Here is a 21331-nt window from a genome sequence, read left to right as displayed (position 1 = left end):
CGGCCGCGGACGAGCGGACGGCTGTCCACCTGCCGATTTTTACAGCGCATTCACCCGGCTGATTCCAATGTGCGCAGACGCGCACGGACAGGTGCTGCGGGCAGGAGCATTTCATGTCGTCGGAACAGCATGCCGACCTGAGCCGGGCATTCATCGAACGGCAACGTCAGCGCCTGGTCGCGCTGCGCAACCAGCTGCTGGGCAACGAGGAAGATGCGCTGGCCAGGGAGCGGGGGTTCCAGCTGGAGCATGGTGACGAGGCCGAAGAGGAAGCGGACCACGCACAGGACATGGCTCAGCGGGAAGTCAACCAGGCCTTGCACGACGCGGACAAACGCCGCCTCGCCAGCATCGAGCGTGCGCTGCAGAAGATCGCGGAGGGCAGCTATGGCCTGTCGGATCTCAGCGGCGAGCCGATCCCGAAGAACCGGCTCGAGGCCACGCCCGAAGCGATACTCACCGTGCAGGAGGAGCGCCGCCGCGAAACCGGCGGATGATCCGCGCATCGTCCACGTCGCCGACCACACCTGAAACGAGCCAGTCATGAGCATGCTTGCCGCCGGCACCGCCGCACCGGAATTCACCTTGCACTCCACCCCCGACCAGAGCGTGGCGCTGAAGGAATTCCGCGGCCGAAACGTGATCCTGGCGTTCTATCCCGCCGACTGGAGCCCGGTGTGCAGCGACCAGCTGGCGCTGTACAACGAATTGCTGGACGAGTTCGCCCGCCTCAATGCGCAGCTGCTGGCGATCTCGGTCGACGGCGCGTGGAGTCACGCCGCGCTGGGGCGCGATCGCAAGTACCACTTCCCGCTGCTGTCCGACTTCGAGCCCAAGGGCCAGGTGGCCCGCGCGTATGGCGTGTACGAAGAGCAGGCCGGCATCGCCCGGCGCGCGCTGTTCGTGATCGACGGCGACGGCGTGATTCGCTGGAGTCATCTCTCGCCGATGGGCGTGAACCCGGGGGCCGCCGGCATCGTCAAGGCGCTTGAGGCGCTGCCCTCGAACAACGTCCAGAAGACGCTGCCCGCGGACGTGGCGCAGGAGGCTCGCTGATGCTGCACGAGGATGCGATCCTGGCCGTGCCGGTCTCCGCGCACGACCATGCCCAGGGCAACATCCATGCGGTAGTGACCCTGGTGGAATACGGCGATTTCCAGTGCCCCGCTTGCGGCAGCGCCTACCCGCTGGTGAAGCAGATCCAGCACCGCTACGCCGGCAACCTGTATTTCGTGTTCCGCCACTTTCCGCTGAGCCAGGCCCATCCGTACGCCCAGCTGGCGGCCGAGCTGGCCGAGGCCGCGGCGGTCGAGGGCCGGTTCTGGGCGATGCACGACTGGCTGTACGAGAACCAGGCGGCATGGACCCCGCGTGGCGGCGCCGGCCTGGAGGCCGGCGTGCGCGCGCTGGACCTGGATGAGACCACGATCGCCGCCACGCTGCGCAGCCCCGACATCGACGCCCGCATCCGCCGCGACTTCATGGGCGGCGTGCGCAGTGGCGTCAACGGCACGCCCAGCTTCTACGTCAACGGCTGCCTGTACCAGGGCGACTTCGCTGCGCTGGTGCACAGCATCGGCCGGGTGCTCGCCCGGCGGGGCTGAACGCGCCGCGCGCGTTCAGCCGAACTGCACCGACAGCATCGAGATCGAACCACCGTCCATGCCCTCGGCCGGGAAGGTCACCGCGTCGTTTTCGTCGCTGGCGCCGAGCACGTACAGCAGCGGCAGGTAGTGGTCGGGCGTGGGCACCGACAGCTCCGCGTCCGCGCCCAGCGACTCGTAGTTCACCAGTGCCTGGTGGTCGCCCTGCAACATCAGCTCGCGCGCCTTCGCCTCGAAACGCAGCGCCCAGTCGAACGGCTCGGCTGGATGCCGCCCCCACGCGTAGCTGTGCAGGTTGTGCACCACGTCGCCGCTGCCGATCAGCAGGATGCCCTCCTCGCGCAACGGCCGCAGCAGCCGGCCCAGCCGGTAATGGAACGCCGGCGGCTGCGACTCGTCGATGGAGAGTTGCACCACCGGCACGTCGGCGGCGGGAAACACATGGCGCAGCACCGACCAGGTGCCGTGGTCCAGTCCCCACGAAAGATCCGCGCGCACGTCCAGCGGCTGCAGCAGTTCGCGCACGCGGCGCACCAGGCCATGATCGCCGGGCGCAGGATATTGCACCTCGAACAGCTCGCGCGGGAAGCCGCCGAAATCGTGGATCGTGCGCGGCGCCGCCATCGCCGTCACTGCCGTGCCCGGCAGGTACCAGTGCGCCGATACCGACAACACCGCGCGCGGCCGCGGCAGGCGCCGGCCGAGCGCGGCCCAGCCCCGGCTCCAGTCGTTGTCGTGCAGCGCGTTCATCGGGTTGCCGTGCCCGAGGAAGATCGTCGGCATACGTGCATTCATGGCATGGCCTGCTGCATCACCGGGCGCACCCTCGTGAGCACCCGCATCCACGCTGTGATGACATTCGACGCGTTAGCTTGGCGTGAGCGCGGGGAATGTGACATGGACGTCCATTCCTCGACGCCTCCTGCCGAAGCCTGCGTGCCGGCGCGCGCATGCGCCATCACTCGACGGGATCGTGCCAACCCCGACAGAGAGACAGGCATGAAGATCGCATTGATCGGCGTCAGCGGACTGGTCGGCACGCGCCTGCTGGCGGAGCTGCTTCGACGCGGGCACGAGGTCACCGGCATTGCCCGCGACACCGGCGGCGTGGCCGCACGGCCGCAGTTGCGGCTGAAAAACGCCGATGCCACCCGGCCGGCGCAGCTGGCGCCACTGCTGGCCGGCCACGAGGCGGTGATCAGCGCCACGAAATTCGCCACGTCCGATGCCGCGGCGCTGATCGCCGCACTGAAGCAGGCCGCCGTACATCGGCTGCTGGTGGTCGGCGGCGCCGGCAGCCTGGAGGTGGCGCCGGGCCAGGCGCTGATCGACGCGCCCGGCTTCCCGGCAGCGTACAAGCCGGAGGCGGAGGCCGGGCGACGCTTCCTCGATGCGTTGCGCAAGGAGCAGCAGCTCGACTGGACCTTCCTGTCGCCTTCGGTCGAATTCGTGCCGGGCGAGCGCACCGGAACATTCCGCCTCGGCGGCGACCAGCTGCTCACCGACGCAAGCGGCCGCAGCTGGATCTCGATGGAGGACTTCGCGATCGCCCTCGTCGACGAACTGGAGACGCCGAAACATTCGCGGCAACGTTTCACCGTCGGTTACTGAGCGCGTCACCGATCAGCAGCCCCACTTCACCCACCAGGACGACACGCACATGAAGACCTACAAAGTCGGCTATCTCGTCGGCAGCCTCGCCAAGGGCTCGATCAACCGCCTGCTGGCCAAGGCACTCACCCGCCTCGCGCCGGCGGAGCTGGAGTTGGTGGAAATCCCGATCCGGGACCTGCCGCTGTACAGCTACGACTACGACGCTGACTACCCACCGGTGGCGCGCGCCTTCAAGCAGGCGATCGCCGCGGTCGACGCGGTGCTGTTCGTCACCCCGGAATACAACCGCTCGATCCCCGGCGCGCTGAAGAACGCGATCGACTGGGCCAGCCGACCGTGGGGCAAGAACTCCTTCGCGCGCAAGCCGTCCGGCGTGATCGGCACCTCGCCCGGCTCGATCGGCACCGCGGTCGCCCAGCAACAGCTGCGCGGGGTCATGTGCTTCTGCAACTCGCCGCTGATGAACACGATGGAGGCGTACATCCAGTTCACCCCGGGCCTGATCACCGAGGACGGCACGGTCACCAACGACTCCACCGCCGAGTTCCTGGGCAACTACATGAAGGAACTGCAGCTGTTCATCGAGCGCGTACTCTCGGTGCATCCGCGCGAGGGCTGATCCCGCCGCGCGTCGGTCACCCATGTGACAACGGGCGCCGAAGCGCCCGTTGCATTTGCCGCACCGACGGTTCGCTCAGAGCGAGTAGTACATCTGGAACTCCAGCGGATGGGTGCTGGCGCGGAACTTGGTCACTTCCTTCATCTTCACTTCGATGTAGGCGTCGATGAAGTCGTCGGTGAACACGCCGCCGGCCTTCAGGAACTCGCGATCCTTGTCCAGTGCTTCCAGCGCCTGATCCAGGCTGGAGCACACCTGCGGGATGTTCTTCTCTTCTTCCGGCGGCAGGTCGTACAGATCCTTGTCGGCCGGTGCGCCCGGGTCGATCTTGTTCAGGATGCCGTCGAGGCCGGCCATCATCAGCGCGGTGAACACCAGGTAGCCGGAGTTCATCGGGTCGGGGAAGCGTACTTCGATGCGGCGGCCCTTCGGGCTGGCCACGTACGGGATGCGGCAACTCGCCGAGCGGTTGCGTGCCGAGTACGCCAGCATCACCGGCGCCTCGAAGCCCGGCACCAGGCGCTTGTAGCTGTTGGTGGTGGAGTTGGCGAACGCGTTGATCGCGCGCGCGTGCTTGAAGATGCCGCCGATGTACCACAGCGCGGTCTGGCTGAGGCCGCCGTACAGGTCGCCGGCGAACAGGTTCTCGCCGTTCTTCGCCAGCGACTGGTGCACGTGCATGCCCGAGCCGTTGTCGCCGACCAGCGGCTTGGGCATGAAGGTGACGGTCTTGCCGTTCTGGTGCGCCACGTTCTTGATGACGTACTTCATCGTCATCAGCTCGTCGGCCTTCTTCACCAGCGTGTTGAACTTCACGCCGATCTCGCACTGGCCGGCGTTGGCCACCTCATGGTGGTGCACCTCGACGGTCTGGCCGAGCGACTCCAGCACCTTGCACATGTCCGCGCGCAGGTCGCCCAGCGAGTCGACCGGGCTGACCGGGAAGTAGCCGCCCTTCACGCCGGGGCGGTGACCATGGTTCTCGCCGTCGTACTTGTAGCGCGACGACCACGCCGCCTCTTCCGAACCGATCTCGTAGAACACGCGGCCCGGGTCGTTCTGCCAGCGCACCGAGTCGAAGATGAAGAACTCCGGCTCCGGGCCGAAGAACGCGGTGTCGGCGATACCGGTGGATTTCAGGTACGCCTCGCCGCGCTTGGCGATCGAGCGCGGGTCGCGGCCGTAGGCCTGCATGGTGCTCGGTTCCAGCACGTCGCAGTGCAGGATCAGCTGCACGTGCGAGCTGAACGGGTCGAGGTGCGCGGTGTCCGGATCGGGCAGCAGCACCATGTCCGATTCGTTGATGCCCTTCCAGCCGGTGATCGAGGAGCCGTCGAACATCTTGCCGTCCTCGAACGTCGACTCGTCGATCGCATGGGCCGGGAAGGTGACGTGGTGATGCACACCGAGCATGTCGGCGAAACGGAAGTCGACGAACTCGACCTCGTGTTCCTGGATCAGGTCGAGCACTTTGTTGGCGGACATGGAGCAACCTCGGCGATGAATGGTGAGCTGGCTGGAGCAAGGCCCGTGCCAATGGCTGAGACCGTTGCGTGGCAACGGCTGACGGATGTTTCCGGCGCACCGGACGGATCGAAAAGAAACATGATGGTGCAATACGGTCGATGTATTGCACCATCATGGCTCGGCTGATTGCATCATGCGACGCCCTGCTCAGACATCGTAGGCGCTTTCGCCGTGCGAGGTAATGTCGAGCCCTTCGCGCTCGGCATCGTACGGTACGCGCAGGCCGAACACCGCCTTGACCACCAGATAGGCCAGCACCGAGACCACGCCGCTCCACAGCACGGTGATGCCCACGCCCAGCGCCTGCACGCCGAGCTGGTGGCCGATCGAGAAGCCCGCCGCGCCGGTGCCGCCCAGCGCCGGCGCGGTGAACACGCCGGTCAGCAGCGCGCCCACGATGCCGCCGATGCCGTGCACGCCGAACACGTCGAGCGCATCGTCCGCGCGCAGCAGCTTCTTCAGCCCGGTCACGCCCCACACGCAGCACACGCTGGCCAACGCACCGATCACGATCGCACCCAGCGGCCCTACCGTGCCGCAGGCCGGGGTAATTCCGACCAGGCCGGCGACCGCGCCGGAAGCGCCGCCCAGCATCGACGCATGGCCGCGCACGATCGCCTCGACCGCCAGCCACGCCAGCACCGCCGCGGCGGTGGCCAGCAAGGTGTTGATGAAGGCCAGCGCCGCGCCCGCGTTTGCTTCCAGGTTGGAACCGGCGTTGAAGCCGAACCAGCCCACCCACAGCAGCGCCGCGCCGACCATGGTGAAAGCGACGTTGTGCGGCTTCATCGGCTCGCGCCCGAAGCCCAGCCGCGGCCCGACCAGCCAGGCGCCGACCAGGCCAGCCACGCCGGCGTTGATGTGCACCACGGTGCCACCGGCGAAGTCCAGTGCGCCCCTCGCGTACAGGAAACCGACGGGCCCGGCCCACACCATGTGCGCGATCGGCAGATAGGCGAAGGTGAACCACAGTGCTGCGAACAGCAGCACCGCGCGGAAGCGCATGCGCTCGGCGAACGCGCCCACGATCAGCGCGCCGGTGATGCCGGCGAAGGTGGCCTGGAACGCCACGAACACGTATTCCGGCAGCGCCACGCCGGCGGTGAACGTCGCCGTCAGCGTGTCCTTCGTCACGCCGTGCAGGAACAACTTGCCGACGTTGCCGATCACCGCGCCGCCGCCGCTGAACGCCAGGCTGTAGCCGTATGCCACCCACAACAGCAGCAGCAGCGAGAACACCGTCAGCACCTGCATCAGCACCGACAGCACGTTCTTCGCGCGCACCAGGCCGCCGTAGAACAGCGCCAGCCCCGGCACCGTCATCAGCAGCACCAGCAGGGTCGAGGTGAGCATCCACGCGACGTCGCCCTTGTCGACCACCAGCACGGGCGTAGCGGCGTGCAGCAGCGGCGCGGCCAGGAGCAGCAGCAGGCCCCCGCCGATGCCGCGAGGGAACTTGCGCTCCTTCATGGGAATCCTCATGGGATGCGGATCAGAGGGCATCGGCGTCGAGCTCGCCGGTGCGGATGCGGATCACCTGGTCCACGCCGGTGACGAAGACCTTGCCGTCGCCGACGTTGCCGGTACGGGCGGCGCGCTGGATCTCCTCCAGCACGGCATCGAGCAGGCCGTCGGGCACCACCACCTCGACCTTGAGCTTGGGCAGAAAGTCGACCACGTACTCGGCACCGCGGTACAGCTCGGTGTGGCCCTTCTGGCGGCCGAAGCCGCGCACCTCCGTCACCGTGATGCCCGACACACCGGCATGCGCGAGCGCGTCGCGGACCTCGTCGAGTTTGTACGGACGGATGATGCTGGTGATCATTTTCATGGGTGACTCCACCGGTGGGACGTCATCACAGCAGTGCCGGTGCAAGGGCGGCTGCCATGGCCATCGGGCCAGCGCCAATTGCGGCTATCCAACATCGTTTCATGAGTTCGGCTCCCCCGAAGAAGCGGCAGGCGTGTAAACAGACGTCCAGACGTCCATTCATGGCCCATGCGTTCGCATGGCGTTCAAGCCATCTCAGCAAGCCCCGTGCCACGACGGGCAAACCTTGCTGCGGCAGCATCCGCCGGGCCGGAGCGCGTGGACCTCGCCTGCGTTGGCACCAGAAACACCCGCCGCCATGGGCGGTTTGCACTGTTCCAGTGCGTGCCGGATCGACCGTCCGCCCAGCCCGCGGCCATCCCTCGCGGCGGCAAACCCCTTAAGCTATGGCGCTTCATGCCGGCAGTCCGTTCGCCGGCCCGACCCATCCCGCAACGGATCCGCCCGTGATCGATCTGCTCTATGTCATCCTGCTTGGCATCATCGAAGGCATCACCGAATTCCTGCCGATCTCCTCCACCGGCCACCTGCTCATTGCCGAAAAATTCGGGCTGGGCGCGCGCTCGGACCTGTTCAACATCGGCATCCAGGCCGGCGCGATCCTGGCGGTCACGCTGATCTATTGGAAGCGCATCTGGCAGCTGCTGACGCAGTGGCGCGAGCCGGCCAACCGCGACTACCTGCTGAAGCTGGTGGTGGCGTTCGCGATCACCGCCGTGCTCGGCTTCATCGCGGTGAAGCTCGGCTTCAAGCTGCCCGAGACGGTGACCCCGGTGGCCTGGGCGCTGGTGATCGGCGGCCTGTGGATGATCGCCGCCGAGCGGCTGGCCGCACGCCAGCCGGAGCGCAGCGAGGTGACCTGGAAGGTGGCGATCCTGGTCGGCGTCGCGCAGATGATCGCCGGCATCTTCCCCGGCACCTCGCGCTCGGCCGCGACGATCTTCGCGGCGATGCTGTTCGGCACCAGCAACCGCGCGGCAGCCACCGAGTTCGCCTTCCTGGTCGGCATTCCCACGATGTACGCGGCCACCGGCTACGAGTTGCTGAAGGTGCTCAAGGGCGGCGGCGCGGCGCACGAGGACTGGAGCGCGCTGATCGTCGGTTTCGTGGTCTCGGCGATCGTCGCCTTCGTCGCGGTGAAGTGGCTGCTCGGCTATATCCGTAGCCACACCTTCACGCCATTCGCGATCTACCGCATCGCGTTCGGCGTGGCGCTGCTGTTGCTGGTGCCGGCAGGGGCCTGAGCCCGCAACCGGCACAGGCCTACGCCGCCTCGACCAGCGTCTCCCTGGGTACCGGTTTCGGCATGGCCTTCGACGTGGCGACCGTGCACTGGTTGGTGCGATCGAACAGCTCGCGCACCCACTCGATGAAGGCCTGCACGCGGGCGGACAGGTGGCGCTTCTGCGGGTAGACGATCCACACCGGCTTGCCGGTCGACCGGGTATCGGTCATCACCAGTTCGAGCATGCCCTTGTCGAGCATGCAGGCGGCCATCATGCGCGGCATCTGGGTGATGCCCAGACCGGACGCCACCGCCTGCAGCACCGACTCGCCGTCGTTGATCAGCATGTGCGCGTCGATGTCCACGCTCACCTGCCCGCCCGGCGTGTCGAACTGCCACTGGCGCGGACGGCCGTTCGGGTGGACGTAGTTGATGCAACGGTGGTCCTTCAGGTCCTCGATGCTGCGCGGCGCGCCGTGTTTGCGCAGGTACTCGGGCGAGGCGCACACCACGTTGATGAGGTAGCCGATCTTGCGCGCGATCAGGCTGGAGTCCTCCAGCTGGCCGACGCGGATCGCGCAATCCAGGCCCTCGCCGTTGAGATCCGCCGGCGAGTCGCTCATCGACAGCTCCAGCCGGATGTCCGGGTAGCGCTGCTCGAACTCGGTCAGCCGCGGGATCACCGCGGCGCGGCCCACTGACAGCGAGATGCCGACGCGCAACTTGCCGGTCGGCTTGCTGTTGGCAAAGTTCAGCGCTTCGGTCGCCTCGGCCAGATCGGCGAGGATTTCCTTGCAACGCGCATGGAACGCGGCGCCGTCGTCGGTCAGGCGCAGCGAGCGGGTGGAGCGGAACAGCAGCCGGGCGCCAAGCTGGGTTTCCAGTCGGGAAACCGCTCGGCTGACGCCCGAGGGCGTCATGCCCAGCTGGCTGGCGGCGGCGGCAAAGCTCTTGGCCTCGACCACGCGGACGAAGGTCGATATGGCGGAAAAGTCTTCCATTGCTTCGATTCCTCATCGATTCGTGATTGCGGGTCACGAGTGTAGTGCGCAAGAAACGGATTTTCTATACCGACAAGTACACCTATTCTCTCGACCCTTCGCCGGAGCCTCGTGCCCGGCCTACAAGATTCTGGGAGCGCAAGATGAAAAAACAATGGATGCTGGTTCCCCTGATCGCCGTCACCGTGCTGGGCAGCTGGGTGCTCCTGCACGGCAATGACAGCCAGGCGCAGACCCCGACCGGCGGGCCGCCGCCGGAAGTGACCGTGGCGCAGGCGCTGACCCGCAAGGTCAGCGACAGCGCCGAGTTCACCGGCCGGCTGGAAGCGGTGAACACGGTGCAGGTGCAGCCGCGAGTCGGCGGTTTCGTGGAGTCGGTGCATTTCCAGGAAGGCGCGCTGATGCACAAGGGCGACGTGCTGTTCCAGCTCGACGCCCGCCCGTACCAGGCCGAAGTCGACCGGCTGGCCGCCAACCAGGCACAGGCGAAAGCCGAACTGAGCCTGGCCGAAACCAATCAGCGCCGCGCCGAGATGCTGCTGGCCCAGCACGCGATCGCGCAGCAGGAAGCCGACCGCCTGACCACCACCGCGCAGAGCGCACGCGCCCAGCTGGGCGCCGCCTCTGCCGCGCTCGCCGCAGCGCGATTGAACGTCGACTTCACCCGGGTGCGTTCGCCGATCGACGGCCGCGTCAGCAACGCGCGGGTCACTCCCGGCAACCTGGTCAGCAGCAGCGACGTGCTGACCAGCGTGGTCTCGGTGAACCCGGTCTACGTGTACTTCGACGTGGACGAGCAGACCTGGCTCAAGCTCGACCATCTGCGCGCCGACGCGAAGCAGGCTGGCCGCAACGCACGGATCGAGGCCGCGATGGGCCTGGCCGACGAAGCGGGTTACCCGCATGCCGGCCGCCTCGACTTCGTCGACAACCAGCTGCACACCGGCTCCGGCACGATGCGCCTGCGCGCGGTGTTCGACAACGCCGACGGCCTGTACACGCCCGGCCTGTACGCCCGCGTGCAGCTGCAGAGCGGCCAGGTCCGCTCGCGCGTGCTGGTGGACGACCGCGCGATCGGCACCGACCTCGGCAACCAGTTCGTCTATGTGGTCGACCAGGCGCACAAGGTGCAATACCGCAAGGTCGACACCGGCGCGCTGTTCCACGGCCTGCGCGTGATCGACCGCGGTCTGGACGCTCACGACGTGGTGGTGGTGAACGGCCTGCAGCGCGTACGCCCCGGCGCCGAGGTGAATCCGCAGAAGGTGGCGATGTCGTATCGCCTCGACGCCACCGACAAGGCGCTGGTCGAGCGCGGCGACGTACCGGATGCCAACGATTCGCGCACCGCGCAGACCAACGCGGCGACCCCAACGACTCCGCAAGGCTGAACACGCGCTCCCTCCGCCTGCCGCGCGAGGGAGGAGCAAACAAGACCGAAGCCGCGCAGCGGCTTCGTCGAGGATTCATTGCATGAAAAACATTGCCCAATTTTTCGTCGACCGGCCGATCATGGCCGCCGTGCTGTCGCTGCTGTTTGTAATCACCGGCGCCATCGCGGTGTTCCAGCTGCCGATCAGCGAATACCCCGAAGTGGTGCCGCCCACCGTGGTGGTGCGTGCCGCCTACCCCGGCGCCAACCCGAAGGTGATCGCGCAGACCGTCGCCACGCCGCTGGAGGAGCAGATCAATGGCGTGGAAGGCATGCTCTACACCTCCTCGCAGGCGACCAGCGACGGCGCACTCACCCTGACCGTGACGTTCGCGCTCGGCACCGACCTCAACACCGCCCAGGTCGACGTGCAGAACCGCGTGGCGCAGGCGCTGCCGAAACTGCCTGAGGAAGTGCAGCGGCTCGGCGTGACCACGCAGAAGAGCTCGCCCGACCTGACCATGGTGGTGCATCTCACCTCGCCGGATCAGCGCTACGACATGCTGTACCTGTCGAACTACGCGCGGCTGCACGTGAAGGACGTGCTGGGCCGGCTCGACGGCGTTGGCGACGTGCAGATCTTCGGCGCCGGCGAATACTCGATGCGCGTGTGGCTGGACCCGCAGAAGCTGGCGTCGCGCTCGCTCACCACCGGCGACGTGATCAGCGCGATTCGCGAGCAGAACGTGCAGGTCGCCGCCGGCGCGCTGAATGCGCCGCCCGGCCCGGGCAACGCCGCGTTCCAGCTCAACATCAATACGCGCGGGCGACTGGTCAGCGAGGACGATTTCCGCAACATCATCGTGCGCACCGCGGCGAACGGTGGCGTCACCCACCTGGGCGACGTGGCCAAGGTCGACCTGGGCTCGAACAACTACGCGCTGCGCAGCCTGCTCGACAACCAGCCAGCGGTGGCGCTGCCGATCTTCGCGCGGCCGGGCTCCAACGCGATCCAGATTTCCGACGAGGTACGCGCCACCATGGCGCAGCTGAAGACAGAATTCCCGCAGGGCGTCGACTATTCGATCGTCTATGACCCGACCGTGTTCGTGCGCGGCTCGATCGAGGCGGTGGCGCACACCCTGCTGGAAGCGATCCTGCTGGTGGTGCTGGTGGTGATCCTGTTCCTGCAGACCTGGCGCGCCTCGATCATCCCGCTGGTGGCGGTGCCGGTGTCGCTGATCGGCACGTTCGCCGTGATGTACCTGGCCGGTTTCTCGCTCAATGCCTTGAGTCTGTTCGGCCTGGTGCTGGCGATCGGCATCGTGGTCGATGACGCGATCGTGGTGGTGGAAAACGTCGAACGGCACATCGAGCTCGGCGAATCGCCGCGTGAAGCGACGCGCAAGGCGATGTACGAGGTCACCGGGCCGATCGTCGCCACCGCGCTGGTGCTGTGCGCGGTGTTCATCCCGACCGCCTTCGTCAGCGGCCTTACCGGCCAGTTCTATCGCCAATTCGCGCTGACCATCGCGATCTCCACGGTGATCTCCGCGTTCAACTCGCTGACCCTGAGCCCGGCGCTGGCCGCCGTGTTGCTGAAGCCGCACGACGCGCCGAAGGATCGCCTCACCCGCGGCATCGACCGCGCGTTCGGCTGGCTGTTCCGTCCGTTCAACCGGCTGTTCCAGCGCGGCTCGGAGCGCTATGTCGGCGGCGTCAGGCGCATCGTCGGCAAGGGCAAGCTGGCGCTGATGGTGTATGCCGGCCTGATCGCGCTGACCTGGTTCGGCTTCTCGCACGTGCCGAGCGGTTTCGTGCCGGGCCAGGACAAACAGTACCTGGTGGCGTTCGCGCAGCTGCCGGATGCGGCCTCGCTGGATCGTTCCGAAGACGTGATCCTGCGCATGGGTGCGATCGCCTTGAAGCAGCCAGGTGTCGAACATGCCGTCGCGTTCCCCGGCCTGTCGATCAACGGCTTCACCAACTCGACCAACTCCGGCGTCGTGTTCGTCACGCTGAAGCCGTTCGAGGAACGTCGTGACGCCTCGTTGTCGGCCGGCGCGATCGCCGGTGCGCTGAACCAGAAGTTCGCCGCGATCCAGGATGCCTACATCGCCGTGTTCCCGCCGCCGCCGGTGATGGGGCTGGGCACGATCGGCGGTTTCCGCCTGCAGCTGGAGGATCGCGGCGATCGCGGCTTCGACGAGCTGTACCAGCAGACCCAGAACCTGATTGCCGCCAGCCGCAAGGAGCCGGCACTGGCCGGGCTGTTCTCCAGCTTTCAGATCAGCGTGCCGCAGGTGGACGCCGACGTGGACCGCGAGAAGGCCAAGACCGTCGGCGTGAACCTGGGCGACGTGTACCAGACCATGCAGGCCTACATGGGCTCGCTCTACGTCAACGACTTCAACCGCTTCGGCCGCACCTACCAGGTGAACGTGTCGGCCGACCCGGCGTTCCGGCATACGCCCGAGGACATCCTCGCGCTGAAGACGCGCAACGCGCAGGGCCAGATGGTGCCGCTGGGTTCGTTCGTCACCGTGCAGCACGGTGCCGGCCCCGATCGCGTGCAGCATTACAACGGCTATCCCACTGCCGAGATCAACGGCGGCCCCGCGCCCGGTTTCAGTTCCGGCCAGGCGCAGGCGGCGATGGAGAAACTGGCGAAGGACAACCTGCCCAACGGCATCAGTTTCGAGTGGACCGAGCTGACCTACCAGCAGATCCTCGCCGGCAACACCGCGATCCTGGTGTTCCCGTTGTGCGTGCTGCTGGTGTTCCTGGTGCTGTCGTCGCTGTACGAGAGCTGGTCGCTGCCGCTGGCGGTGATCCTGATCGTGCCGATGGTGCTCCTGTCCGCGATCGCCGGCGTGTGGCTGTCCGGCGGCGACAACAACATCTTCACTCAGATCGGTTTGATCGTGCTGGTCGGGCTGGCGTGCAAGAACGCGATCCTGATCGTCGAGTTCGCCCGCGAAATGCAGCTGGAAGGCATGTCGCGCCATGAGGCGGTGCTGGAAGCGGCAAAGCTGCGACTGCGGCCGATCCTGATGACCTCGTTCGCGTTCATCATGGGTGTGGTGCCGCTGGTCACCTCGCACGGCGCCGGCGCCGAGATGCGCCACGCGATGGGCGTGGCGGTGTTCGCCGGCATGCTCGGCGTGACCCTCTTCGGGCTGATCTACACGCCGCTGTTCTATGTCGTCATTCGCGCGCTGGTCGAGCGCCGCGAGGCGCGCGCGGCCGAACGCGCCGCCGCGCATGCGCTGCCGGCGCTGGAGAACCACTGATGAAAATCTTCACTCGCAACCCCGCGCGGGAGACTTCCACTCGTCATTCCTGCGAAGGCAGGAATCGCACTGTCGCACGCACCAGCAAACGAGCAAGTGCGATCCCGGCCTTCGCCGGGATGACGGCCAAGAGCGCCGGGACGACGATGGTGGTTCTTCGAGCGTCGTTGCTGGCCGCCGCCCTCGCACTGGCCGGCTGTGCCAGCGTTGGACCGAACTATCACGCCGCGAAGATTGCCGCGCCGCAGTTGCAAGGCCTCGACGCGACGCAGGAAAACAACGCGCAATTCCAGGCCGCCTGGTGGAAGCAGTTCAACGATCCCACCCTGGACGCGCTGATCCAGCGCGCCGCGGCGAACAACCTCGATCTGCGCATCGCCGTGGCGCGGCTGCATGAAGCGCGTGCCCTGCTCAGCGGCGCAAAGTCCGATCAACTGCCGACCATCGACACCGACGTGAACTACACGCGCAGCCGCGGCCAGCAACCCGGCTTCAGCGATCAGCGCAGCACCACGACGATCTACCAGGCCGGCTTCGACGCGTCATGGGAACTGGACCTGTTCGGCAGCGTGCGCCGTTCGGTGGAAGCGGCCGGCGCCGACCTCGGCGCCAGCGAGGCGGCGCTGCACGATGCCCAGGTCAGCCTGCTGGCCGAGGTGGCGCGCAATTATTTCGAACTGCGCGGCAGCCAGCTGCGGCTGGACATCGCCCGGCGCGACATCGACAACCAGCAGCAGACCGTGCACCTCACCGAGGTACGCCAGCAGCTAGGCTCCGGCGCCGAGCAGGACGTGGCCAGCGCCAAGGCACGTCTCGCTGCGGTGCAGGCGCAACTGCCGCTGCTGCAGACCCAGGCCAGCGCCAGCGAGTATCGCCTCGCCGTACTGCTGGGCGAACGCCCCGGCGAGCTCGACATAGACGTGTCGCCGAAGAGCTTCACGCCGATTGCAACGAGCCTGCCGATCGGCGACGCCGGCGACGTGTTGTCGCGCCGTCCGGACGTCCAGATGGCCGAACGCGAATACGCCGCCGCCACCGCGCGCATCGGCGTGGCCAAGGCGGACTTCTTCCCGCACCTCACGCTGGGCGGTTTCCTCGGCTTCCTGTCCGGGCGCAGCAACGACTTCGGCAGCCCCGCCACCCGTGCGTGGTCGCTGGCGCCGAGCATCAGCTGGGCCGGCCTCAACGTGCAGCGCGTGCGCGCGAACCTGCATGTCAGCGAGGCACGTGCCGATGCGGCGCAGGCGAGCTATCAGCAATCCGTGCTGCTGGCGATCGAGGACATCGACAACGCAGTCACCGGCTTCAACCAGCAGCGCGTGCGCGTCGATCACCTGATCGAGCAGGGCACGCAGAGCAAGCGCGCCGCCGACCTGGCCCGCGTGCGCTACCAGGAAGGCGCCACCGGCTTCCTCGAACTGCTCGACGCCGAACGCACCCAGCTCGCCGCCGAGGACGACCTGGCCCAGGCCGAAACCGCCATCAACACGCGCGCTGTGGCGCTGTACAAGGCACTCGGCGGTGGCTGGCAGGCCTGCGGCGACGAGACGTGTTCGTCGGTCGCGAGCGTGCCCTGAGCCTGCATACGCCGCTCAAGGCATCTCGTCCGGCAGACGTCTGCGGATTTGCACATCGATCTCCATCACTTCACAGGAAAGAACATGGGTGTACTGAGAATTGCCGCTTTCTCCGACGCAAATAGCGGAGGCAACCCGGCGGGTATCATGCTGGCCGACAAACTTCCCGATGCCGACGAGATGCAGCGGGTCGCCGCGGAGGTCGGGTTCTCGGAAACCGCTTTTGCGGCCCCGCTCGGTACGGGCTGGCGGGTACGCTATTTCTCACCGGAATCCGAAGTGCCGTTCTGCGGTCATGCCACGATTGCGCTGGGCGCGGCGCTCGCTCTCCGGCACGGCGATGGCATTTTCGGGCTCGCTCTCAATCAGGCGGACATCACGGTCGAAGGCTGCCGAAACGGCGAGGTCATTACTGCCGCGCTGCAATCTCCACCCACCCAAAGCATGCCGGCACGCGCGCCACTGGTGTCCGCCGCCCTCGACCTGTTCGGCTATACGGCTGACGACCTCGACCCACGCATTCCCCCGGCCCTCGTGCATGGTGGCGCAGACCACCTGGCGCTGGGCCTGAGATCCCGCGAAACCCTGGCCGCGATGAAGTACGACCTGGATACCGGTCGTCGCCTGATGAAGCAGGCCGGCCTGGTCACCATCCTGCTGGTCTGGGCCGAGACCTCGCAACGGTTCCACACCCGCAACCCGTTCGCCTCCGGCGGCGTCTACGAAGATCCTGCAACCGGTGCCGCGACGGCGGCTTTTGCCGGTTACTTGCGCGACATCGAGTGGCCCCACGGCGGCGTCATCGATCTGCTGCAGGGTGAGGACATGGGCATGCGCTCCCGCCTGCGGGCTGAAATCCCGACCACACCCGGAAGTTCGATCCGCGTCTCAGGCACCGCGCGGATCATGAGCGAGTTCGAATAGGACCTGGCAACTTCGCCATGGCAGAGGCTATCGCCGCACAACACGTGCAAACCCTGTTCAGCCCGCAGGTTGGGGAGAGGTGTCTCGATTTCTTGCGGGGAACTCCCCCGGTCCCGACCCAGGCCATCAGCGCTGCACGATGTGCGCGAACCACTCCCAGCCGCGCACGCGTTCGGTGATCAGCTTGGTGCAGGTCAGCATCGGCACCGCCAGCAGCGCGCCAGGGATGCCCCACAGCCAGCCCCAGATCAGCAACCACAGCAGGATCGCGATCGGGCTCAGGCGCATGCTGGCGCCCTGGATGAAGGGTGTGATCAGGTTGCCTTCCACCGCGGTGATGCCGGCGAAGGTCAGCACCGGCAGGAACACTTCCAGGCTGGCGTCGTTCGCGTAGAGCATGCACACGATCGCCAGCACGGTGGTGGTGACGATCGCGCCGACGTAGGGAATGAAGTTGGCGAACATCGCCACCGCGCCCCACAGCAGCGGATCGGGCACCTTGTACAGCCACAGCATGCCAGCGGTGACCGCACCGAGGCTGGCGTTGATCAGCAGCGCGGTGAGCAGGTAGCGCGACACCTCGGTCTGGATGCCGCGCACGATGGTCACCGCATGTCGCTTGTAGGCGAAGCTGGGGGTGATCTCCACCAGCCGGCGCAGCATCGAATCGCCGTAGATTAGGAAGAAGAACACCAGCAGCAGCACGCTGAGTACCGCGGCGAGCACTTTCGGTGCGGTGGAGACCACGTCCCAGGCGCTGATCGAGACCGGCGTGGACTGTGGCGCGGCCGCGCGTGTACTGGTGCCGCTGACCAAGGTCTGGGTGGCGCGGTTGGCCGCTTCCAGCGGCTTGGTGAAGCTGCGCAGTTTCGGCACGAAGCTCTTGATCGCCGTCGGTGCGCCATGGAACCAGCCGATCGCCGGCTGTGCCAGCTGGCCCACGCCGCTGCCGATGCCGACGATCAGGCCGAGCATCAGCACGCTGGCGGTGAGCCAGCGCGGCAGGCGCAGGCGCGCACCGAAGGCGACGATCGGGTTCAACGCCAGGCCGATGAACGCGGCCAGCACCAGCGGGATCAGCAAGGCCTTGGTCAGCGTGATGGTGTACAGCAGCGCCAGCAGCAACAGACCGTTCAGCACCATGCGCACCGCGCGCAGGTGACGGCGGGTGCCGCGTGCCACGTTCAGGCGACGTGCGCTCTGCGTTGCCGGTTCATTGGGCTCATCGGGTTCATTCGGCGCGTCTGGCCCATTCGGCACGTCCGGTCGCACGGTTGCGGCAACGTCGACGACGACGACATCCGACGCCGGCAGGAGCGCTTCGGGGTCGCTCATGAAGGTTCGCCGCCACCGGCATCCGTCGCGCCGGCGGCGCCGGCACCCGGCCGCATCGCGCCCAGTTCGGCGATCAGCCGCGCGCCATAGGCCACCGCCTCGGCCAGCCCGCCGCCGAGCAGCGGCACCAGTCCCGGCACGCGCAGCGGATGCACGTTGAGGCTGCCCAGCACGAAGCCGGCACCGGCGGCCACACCCACGGTGGTCAACGGATACTCGCTACCGCGCGCCAGCAGGGCGGCCGCCGGCGTGCTCAGCTCATGCCGCGCCGCGCGCACGCGCAAGCGCGCGGCCTGCACCCTGGCGTTCTGCTTGAACACGCTCATCGCCGATCCTCCCCGTCGCCCTGCCCAGCCGCGGCGTCCGCTTCGGCCTTGTGCAGGGTCTCGCGCATCATCGCACTCCATTCGTCACGCGTGGCGGGCAGGCTCATCCAGTGCATGCAGCGGCGGAACAGCAGAATCGCGCCGAGCAGGAACAGCACTTGCAGCACCGCCAGCACCAGCAGCGCCCAGATCCACGAGCCGAACCAGGTTGCCAGCAGGAGACCGACCAGGCCCAGCAGGGTCAGGCCGAGGCCGACGCCCGCCACGGTGGCGGCCAGGCCGGCCAGCAGCATCCACGAGATCGCGCTGCGCGCCAATCCCAGCTCCGCCGCCAGCAAATGCAGTTGCGCGCCGAACAACCGTTTCACCGCCCGGCCGAGCTGGCCCAGCTCGGTCAGCAGACCAGACGACGACGGCGCCGGATCCGGCGCCGCCGCGTCGCGGGATGATCCATCCTCGTCGCGCATTCCCTGCCCCTGCACCGCGTGGTTCAACGCCGCAGGATACGACCGAGCAGCCAGCCCGCACCCAGTGCGATGGCCACCGACTGCACCGGTTTCTCGCGCACGTAGTCGCGCGCCTGTTCCAACCACGCATCGGCGCGATCCACCGTTTCGTCGTACACCTCGCGGCTGCGCTCGCTGACCCGGGCGGCCTTGTCGCTGGCCTTGTGCGCGGCGTCGGCCGCCTTGTCGGTGGCGTGATGCAGGCCTTCCTCGACGTGGTCGGCGGCGCGCTCTACCTTTTCCTTGGTCGTGGCCACCGCCTCGGAAGTAGCCTGCTTGATCCGCTCGGCGCGCTCGTCGATACGGCTGCCAACGGGCTGTTCGGGGGTTTCGACTTGCTTGTTCATTGCATGCTCCGGAAAGACTTCAAGTGTGGCGCAAACGCGGCGCTGCAGACAGCTGTCAGCTGGCGCGGCGGAAGAACGCGATGATCGCCAGGATCAGGAAAATGATAAACAGGATCTTCGCGATCCCGGTCGCCGCGCCCGCGATGCCGCCAAAGCCGAGCACGGCGGCAATGATCGCGATGACCAGGAAAACCAGGGCGTAGTGAAGCATGGGGGCATCCTCTTCGGCAGTTAGGGCGATCGCGGCGGGGAAGACCGCGTACGGCCATTCACCCACAGCCCGTGCCATGCGGGTGTGAAGAGAGCCGGCGCCGCCCTGCACGCGACACCGACGTTTGCGCCGGCGTGCGTTCAGCCAGCAACGGCCGGATTCAGGCTGTAGGTGCCGACCAGCTCCGCCTCGGCCAGCACATGGCCGACCATCGCTGCGCGCAGTTCGGCCAGCGAAAAGCCCTTGCCCAGCGGCAGCGCGGCGACGTCGAGTGCATGGAGCTTGAAGTGATAGTGGTGCAGCAGCGCATCGTTCCATGGCGGGCACGGTCCGTCGTAGCCGAGGTATTCGCCGCCCATGTCGGCATCGCCGGCGAACCAGCCGGTGAAGTCGTTCACGCCCTGCACGCTGCCTGGCGGCCCGAACGGCTCGCGCTTGCCGCGCGGCGTGACCTGGTCGCTGCAGGCGCCGGCGGCAAGCTCGCCGCATTCGGCCGGAATGTTCGCCATCAGCCAGTGCGTGAACTCCACCCGCGGCAGGTCCGCAGGCACGCTGCGACCTTGCTGGTTCACGTCGTCGCCGCGGCTGGGCACATCGGTGTCGATACAGGTGAGCACGAACGAGCGCGTGGCAGACGGCGCGTTTTTCCAGGCCAGGTGCGGGCTGAGGTTGTCCGACAGCGCGAACGGATCGTCACGCTTGCCGAAGGCGAACTCGGCGGGAATCGGCTGGCCGTTGGCGAAGTTGTCGCTACGTAGTTGCATGGGGTGTCTCCGCTCGGGTTGCATATTGCGTATGAAGTGCGATTCCTGCCTGCGCAGGAATGACGAAGGTGGGCGCAAGTCGCATCTTTTACCGTCATTCCTGCGCAGGCAGGAATCGCACTTTGCAACAAAATGGCACCGCACTCACGGCTTGTACGTCACCCGATACACCGCGCCAGCCAAGTCGTCGCTGACCAGCACGCTGCCGTCGGGCAGCGGTTGCACGTCGGCCGGGCGGCCCCAGGCGCTTTCGTCCTGCTCGAAGCCGGTGATCAGCGGCTCGTACGAAACCACCTTGCTGCCGTTCAGGCGCGCCGTCATCACCCGGTAGCCGGATTTCCGTGTGCGGTTCCACGAGCCGTGCTCGGCCACGAGAATCGCGCCCTTGTAACTGGCCGGAAACTGCCTGCCTTCATAGAAGCGCATGCCGAGCGCGGCCACGTGCGCGCCGAGCTTCAACACCGGCGGCACGTAGTCCTTGCAGTTGTGGCCCTTGCCGAATTCGGGATCGAGGATGTCGCCCTGATGGCAGTACGGATAGCCGAAGTGCTCGCCGGTGCGGGTGATCTCGTTCAGTTCGTCGCTGGGAACGTCGTCGCCGAGCAGGTCGCGGCCGTTGTCGGTGAACCACAGGTGCTTCGACCCCGGCTGCCAGTCGAAGCCGACCGTGTTGCGGATGCCGCGGGCCACGTCTTCCCAGCCGCTGCCGTCGGCGTTCATGCGGATCAGCTTGCCGTGCGCCGGTGCCGGGTCGCAGATGTTGCACGGCGCGCCGATCGGCACGTACAGCTTGCCGTCCGGACCGAACGCGATGAACTTCCAGCCGTGGTGGGTCTCGCTGGGCAGCTGGTCGGTGACCACCGCGGGCTTCGGCGGGTCGTCCAGGTGGTTCTCGATGTCGCGCAGCACCAGAATCCGGCTCACCGCGGAGACGTACAGGTCGCCATCCTTGAACGCCACGCCCACCGGCAGCTTGAGGCCACTGGCGATCACCCGCACCTTCTCGGCGACGCCATCGCCGTTCGCATCGGTCAGCGCGTAGACCTTGCCGGCGCTGTTGGAGCCGACGAACACCGTGCCCTTCGCGCCCAGCGCGATCTCGCGCGCGTTCGGCACCTGGTCGGCATAGACGGCGATATGGAAACCCGGCGGCAGGGTCAGCCGGTCCAGCGGCGGCGCGGCCAGCGCCGGCAGGGACAGGGCAACCAGCAACAACGACAGCAGCAGGCGCATGGCAGTGCTCCTTGGCGTGGGG

The 21331-nt window shown here is 67.2% G+C and carries 22 protein-coding genes; 10 read left to right on the top strand and 12 right to left on the bottom strand.

All coding sequences use genetic code 11. The features are described from left to right. The first annotated feature begins 113 nt into the window (after positions 1-113). The 3 genes from ABD024_RS00875 to ABD024_RS00865 are packed head-to-tail and all read left to right on the top strand — an operon-like array spanning position 114 to position 1604. A complete protein-coding gene (locus tag ABD024_RS00875; RefSeq protein WP_343848738.1) occupies positions 114-497 on the top strand; it encodes a TraR/DksA family transcriptional regulator in 384 nt (127 codons plus the stop codon). A gap of 46 nt (positions 498-543) precedes the next feature. After that, positions 544-1056 (top strand): redoxin domain-containing protein, encoded by a 513-nt coding sequence (locus ABD024_RS00870; RefSeq protein WP_343848736.1) that lies wholly within the window; start codon positions 544-546, stop codon positions 1054-1056. Beyond that, positions 1056-1604, top strand: coding sequence for a DsbA family protein (locus ABD024_RS00865; protein ID WP_343848734.1), 549 nt, complete (start codon positions 1056-1058; stop codon positions 1602-1604). The genes ABD024_RS00870 and ABD024_RS00865 overlap by 1 nt, the downstream gene beginning before the upstream one ends. Before the next feature lie 15 nt (positions 1605-1619). Here ABD024_RS00865 and ygiD read toward each other — a convergent pair whose 3' ends face one another. After that, positions 1620-2399 (bottom strand): 4,5-DOPA-extradiol-dioxygenase, encoded by a 780-nt coding sequence (ygiD, locus tag ABD024_RS00860; protein WP_343848732.1) that lies wholly within the window; start codon positions 2397-2399, stop codon positions 1620-1622. A 204-nt stretch (positions 2400-2603) separates the two neighbouring features. On the opposite strand from ygiD, the gene ABD024_RS00855 reads away from it, so the two are divergent. After that, complete coding sequence (locus tag ABD024_RS00855; RefSeq protein WP_343848730.1) at positions 2604-3215, top strand: NAD(P)-dependent oxidoreductase; 612 nt, start codon at positions 2604-2606, stop codon at positions 3213-3215. A 49-nt stretch (positions 3216-3264) separates the two neighbouring features. Then, on the top strand, positions 3265-3837 hold the full coding sequence (locus ABD024_RS00850; RefSeq protein WP_343848727.1) for an NADPH-dependent FMN reductase: 573 nt from the start codon (positions 3265-3267) through the stop codon (positions 3835-3837). A 75-nt stretch (positions 3838-3912) separates the two neighbouring features. Here ABD024_RS00850 and glnA read toward each other — a convergent pair whose 3' ends face one another. The 3 genes from glnA to ABD024_RS00835 all read right to left on the bottom strand — a co-directional run bounded on the left by glnA (position 3913) and on the right by ABD024_RS00835 (position 7195). Continuing rightward, positions 3913-5322, bottom strand: coding sequence for a type I glutamate--ammonia ligase (glnA, locus tag ABD024_RS00845; protein ID WP_343848725.1), 1410 nt, complete (start codon positions 5320-5322; stop codon positions 3913-3915). 189 nt (positions 5323-5511) lie between these two features. Then, the gene (locus tag ABD024_RS00840; RefSeq protein WP_343848723.1) at positions 5512-6834 is read right to left on the bottom strand and encodes an ammonium transporter; all 1323 of its coding nucleotides are present in this window, start codon (positions 6832-6834) and stop codon (positions 5512-5514) included. A gap of 22 nt (positions 6835-6856) precedes the next feature. Then, positions 6857-7195: a P-II family nitrogen regulator gene (locus ABD024_RS00835; protein WP_343848720.1), complete on the bottom strand. Its 339-nt coding sequence runs from the start codon at positions 7193-7195 to the stop codon at positions 6857-6859. A 446-nt stretch (positions 7196-7641) separates the two neighbouring features. Here ABD024_RS00835 and ABD024_RS00830 point away from each other — a divergent pair, with 446 nt between their 5' ends. Beyond that, positions 7642-8439, top strand: a complete 798-nt coding sequence (locus tag ABD024_RS00830) for an undecaprenyl-diphosphate phosphatase (protein WP_343848718.1) — start codon at positions 7642-7644, stop codon at positions 8437-8439. Positions 8440-8458: 19 nt separating this feature from the next. Here the strand turns inward: ABD024_RS00830 and ABD024_RS00825 are convergent, their stop codons facing one another. Then, positions 8459-9421, bottom strand: a complete 963-nt coding sequence (locus ABD024_RS00825; RefSeq protein WP_343848716.1) for a LysR family transcriptional regulator — start codon at positions 9419-9421, stop codon at positions 8459-8461. Between the two features lie 143 nt (positions 9422-9564). On the opposite strand from ABD024_RS00825, the gene ABD024_RS00820 reads away from it, so the two are divergent. The 4 genes from ABD024_RS00820 to ABD024_RS00805 all read left to right on the top strand — a co-directional run bounded on the left by ABD024_RS00820 (position 9565) and on the right by ABD024_RS00805 (position 16587). Further along, the gene (locus tag ABD024_RS00820; RefSeq protein WP_343848714.1) at positions 9565-10812 is read left to right on the top strand and encodes an efflux RND transporter periplasmic adaptor subunit; all 1248 of its coding nucleotides are present in this window, start codon (positions 9565-9567) and stop codon (positions 10810-10812) included. Positions 10813-10894: 82 nt separating this feature from the next. Then, on the top strand, positions 10895-14086 hold the full coding sequence (locus ABD024_RS00815) for an efflux RND transporter permease subunit (protein ID WP_343848712.1): 3192 nt from the start codon (positions 10895-10897) through the stop codon (positions 14084-14086). A 146-nt stretch (positions 14087-14232) separates the two neighbouring features. After that, positions 14233-15663, top strand: a complete 1431-nt coding sequence (locus ABD024_RS00810; RefSeq protein ID WP_343848710.1) for an efflux transporter outer membrane subunit — start codon at positions 14233-14235, stop codon at positions 15661-15663. Positions 15664-15711: 48 nt separating this feature from the next. Further along, positions 15712-16587, top strand: coding sequence for a PhzF family phenazine biosynthesis protein (locus tag ABD024_RS00805; RefSeq protein ID WP_343848708.1), 876 nt, complete (start codon positions 15712-15714; stop codon positions 16585-16587). A gap of 126 nt (positions 16588-16713) precedes the next feature. On the opposite strand, the gene ABD024_RS00800 is transcribed toward ABD024_RS00805, so the two are convergent. The 7 genes from ABD024_RS00800 to ABD024_RS00770 form a co-directional block, all read right to left on the bottom strand. Continuing rightward, positions 16714-17922 (bottom strand): AI-2E family transporter, encoded by a 1209-nt coding sequence (locus tag ABD024_RS00800; protein ID WP_343848706.1) that lies wholly within the window; start codon positions 17920-17922, stop codon positions 16714-16716. Next, entirely contained in the window at positions 17919-18248 is a 330-nt protein-coding gene (locus ABD024_RS00795; RefSeq protein WP_343848704.1) for a hypothetical protein, read from the bottom strand. Before ABD024_RS00795 ends, ABD024_RS00800 begins: the two co-directional genes overlap by 4 nt. Continuing rightward, positions 18245-18715: an ABC transporter ATP-binding protein gene (locus ABD024_RS00790; protein ID WP_343848702.1), complete on the bottom strand. Its 471-nt coding sequence runs from the start codon at positions 18713-18715 to the stop codon at positions 18245-18247. Before ABD024_RS00790 ends, ABD024_RS00795 begins: the two co-directional genes overlap by 4 nt. Positions 18716-18738: 23 nt before the next feature. Continuing rightward, entirely contained in the window at positions 18739-19101 is a 363-nt protein-coding gene (locus ABD024_RS00785; protein ID WP_343848700.1) for an ElaB/YgaM/YqjD family protein, read from the bottom strand. A gap of 55 nt (positions 19102-19156) precedes the next feature. Continuing rightward, complete coding sequence (locus tag ABD024_RS00780; RefSeq protein ID WP_007510123.1) at positions 19157-19312, bottom strand: DUF1328 domain-containing protein; 156 nt, start codon at positions 19310-19312, stop codon at positions 19157-19159. Between the two features lie 140 nt (positions 19313-19452). Next, a complete protein-coding gene (locus ABD024_RS00775) occupies positions 19453-20076 on the bottom strand; it encodes a YbhB/YbcL family Raf kinase inhibitor-like protein (RefSeq protein ID WP_343848698.1) in 624 nt (207 codons plus the stop codon). 144 nt (positions 20077-20220) lie between these two features. Then, the gene (locus ABD024_RS00770) at positions 20221-21309 is read right to left on the bottom strand and encodes a PQQ-dependent sugar dehydrogenase (RefSeq protein ID WP_343848696.1); all 1089 of its coding nucleotides are present in this window, start codon (positions 21307-21309) and stop codon (positions 20221-20223) included. Positions 21310-21331: the final 22 nt, after the last annotated feature.

The sequence above is a fragment of the Rhodanobacter soli genome (genome assembly GCF_039523495.1).
In the GTDB taxonomy this organism is placed as follows: Bacteria; Pseudomonadota; Gammaproteobacteria; order Xanthomonadales; family Rhodanobacteraceae; genus Rhodanobacter; species Rhodanobacter soli.
Note: the sequence above shows the minus strand (reverse complement) of the source record. Positions and strands in the feature narration are given on the sequence as shown.

Coding starts and splice junctions, on each gene's coding strand:
- ABD024_RS00875 (WP_343848738.1), top strand. CDS start 114: ATGTCGTCGGAACAGCATGCCGACCTGAGCCGGGCATTCATCGAACGG.
- ABD024_RS00870 (WP_343848736.1), top strand. CDS start 544: ATGAGCATGCTTGCCGCCGGCACCGCCGCACCGGAATTCACCTTGCAC.
- ABD024_RS00865 (WP_343848734.1), top strand. CDS start 1,056: ATGCTGCACGAGGATGCGATCCTGGCCGTGCCGGTCTCCGCGCACGAC.
- ygiD (WP_343848732.1), bottom strand. CDS start 2,399: ATGAATGCACGTATGCCGACGATCTTCCTCGGGCACGGCAACCCGATG.
- ABD024_RS00855 (WP_343848730.1), top strand. CDS start 2,604: ATGAAGATCGCATTGATCGGCGTCAGCGGACTGGTCGGCACGCGCCTG.
- ABD024_RS00850 (WP_343848727.1), top strand. CDS start 3,265: ATGAAGACCTACAAAGTCGGCTATCTCGTCGGCAGCCTCGCCAAGGGC.
- glnA (WP_343848725.1), bottom strand. CDS start 5,322: ATGTCCGCCAACAAAGTGCTCGACCTGATCCAGGAACACGAGGTCGAG.
- ABD024_RS00840 (WP_343848723.1), bottom strand. CDS start 6,834: ATGAAGGAGCGCAAGTTCCCTCGCGGCATCGGCGGGGGCCTGCTGCTG.
- ABD024_RS00835 (WP_343848720.1), bottom strand. CDS start 7,195: ATGAAAATGATCACCAGCATCATCCGTCCGTACAAACTCGACGAGGTC.
- ABD024_RS00825 (WP_343848716.1), bottom strand. CDS start 9,421: ATGGAAGACTTTTCCGCCATATCGACCTTCGTCCGCGTGGTCGAGGCC.
- ABD024_RS00820 (WP_343848714.1), top strand. CDS start 9,565: ATGAAAAAACAATGGATGCTGGTTCCCCTGATCGCCGTCACCGTGCTG.
- ABD024_RS00815 (WP_343848712.1), top strand. CDS start 10,895: ATGAAAAACATTGCCCAATTTTTCGTCGACCGGCCGATCATGGCCGCC.
- ABD024_RS00810 (WP_343848710.1), top strand. CDS start 14,233: ATGGTGGTTCTTCGAGCGTCGTTGCTGGCCGCCGCCCTCGCACTGGCC.
- ABD024_RS00800 (WP_343848706.1), bottom strand. CDS start 17,922: ATGAGCGACCCCGAAGCGCTCCTGCCGGCGTCGGATGTCGTCGTCGTC.
- ABD024_RS00795 (WP_343848704.1), bottom strand. CDS start 18,248: ATGAGCGTGTTCAAGCAGAACGCCAGGGTGCAGGCCGCGCGCTTGCGC.
- ABD024_RS00790 (WP_343848702.1), bottom strand. CDS start 18,715: ATGCGCGACGAGGATGGATCATCCCGCGACGCGGCGGCGCCGGATCCG.
- ABD024_RS00785 (WP_343848700.1), bottom strand. CDS start 19,101: ATGAACAAGCAAGTCGAAACCCCCGAACAGCCCGTTGGCAGCCGTATC.
- ABD024_RS00780 (WP_007510123.1), bottom strand. CDS start 19,312: ATGCTTCACTACGCCCTGGTTTTCCTGGTCATCGCGATCATTGCCGCC.
- ABD024_RS00775 (WP_343848698.1), bottom strand. CDS start 20,076: ATGCAACTACGTAGCGACAACTTCGCCAACGGCCAGCCGATTCCCGCC.
- ABD024_RS00770 (WP_343848696.1), bottom strand. CDS start 21,309: ATGCGCCTGCTGCTGTCGTTGTTGCTGGTTGCCCTGTCCCTGCCGGCG.